2 protein-coding genes are annotated in these 778 nt (G+C 47.7%); both read right to left on the bottom strand.

Annotated elements, in window-relative coordinates:
* The coding region (locus A3735_RS10995; protein ID WP_156499611.1) for an aminotransferase class III-fold pyridoxal phosphate-dependent enzyme at positions 1 to 371 on the bottom strand (371 nt) is incomplete at its 3' end.
* Between the two features lie 19 nt (positions 372 to 390).
* The coding region (locus A3735_RS10990) for a thiamine phosphate synthase (RefSeq protein WP_197485858.1) at positions 391 to 778 on the bottom strand (388 nt) is incomplete at its 5' end.

Below are 778 nucleotides of genomic sequence, written 5' to 3'. Positions count from 1 at the left end.
CGAATAGCGCTCATGGTTGCTTCGGTTCCCGAACTCACCATACGAACCATTTCAATAGAAGGGACAAGTTCGCAAACCTTTTTCGCCATGATGGTTTCGATTTCAGTTGGCGCACCGTAGCCCAAGCCGTGGTCTAGTTGCGCTTTCACGGCAGAGATTACATCCGGGTTGGCATGGCCCAAGATCATTGGTCCCCATGACGCGACATAGTCGATATAGCGCTTGTCGTCGGCATCTACTAAATAGGCGCCTTCACCGCGTTCAAAGAAAATGGGAGTACCTTCAACACCTTTAAATGCGCGCACCGGGGAGTTTACGCCGCCTGGGATCACACTTTGGGCATCGTTGAAAAGATCTTCGGATCGAGACATATTGGAACCTGTTTCTAAATTAATAAGTTTGAATTTGTTTAAATGCGGCGCTTAGCGCCAGCGCAGCTTGGTAGATATCTGCCTGGCCAAAGAGACTATTAATGACCGCAATATTATGAGGAGGAGTATCTCTGAAGCGAGCAATATTGTCTATGCTAATACCCCCAATGGCTAGTACGGGAATACTCAATTGCAGTGCTTGCTTGAATGTTTCCAGGCTACATGGAGGTGCTTCTGGCTTAGTTTGTGATTCAAAAAAACGACCAAAAGCACAGTATGATGCGCCTTGGTTAATACAGTCCTGAGCATATTGCAGGTCACTATGGCAGGTAACGCCAATGATCTTTTTGTCGCCGAGTGCTTGCCGTGCTTCGCTTAAGTGGCCGTCAGATTTTCCAAGATGCAGC

Source organism: Oleiphilus sp. HI0061, assembly GCF_001635675.1.
Note: the sequence above shows the minus strand (reverse complement) of the source record. Positions and strands in the feature narration are given on the sequence as shown.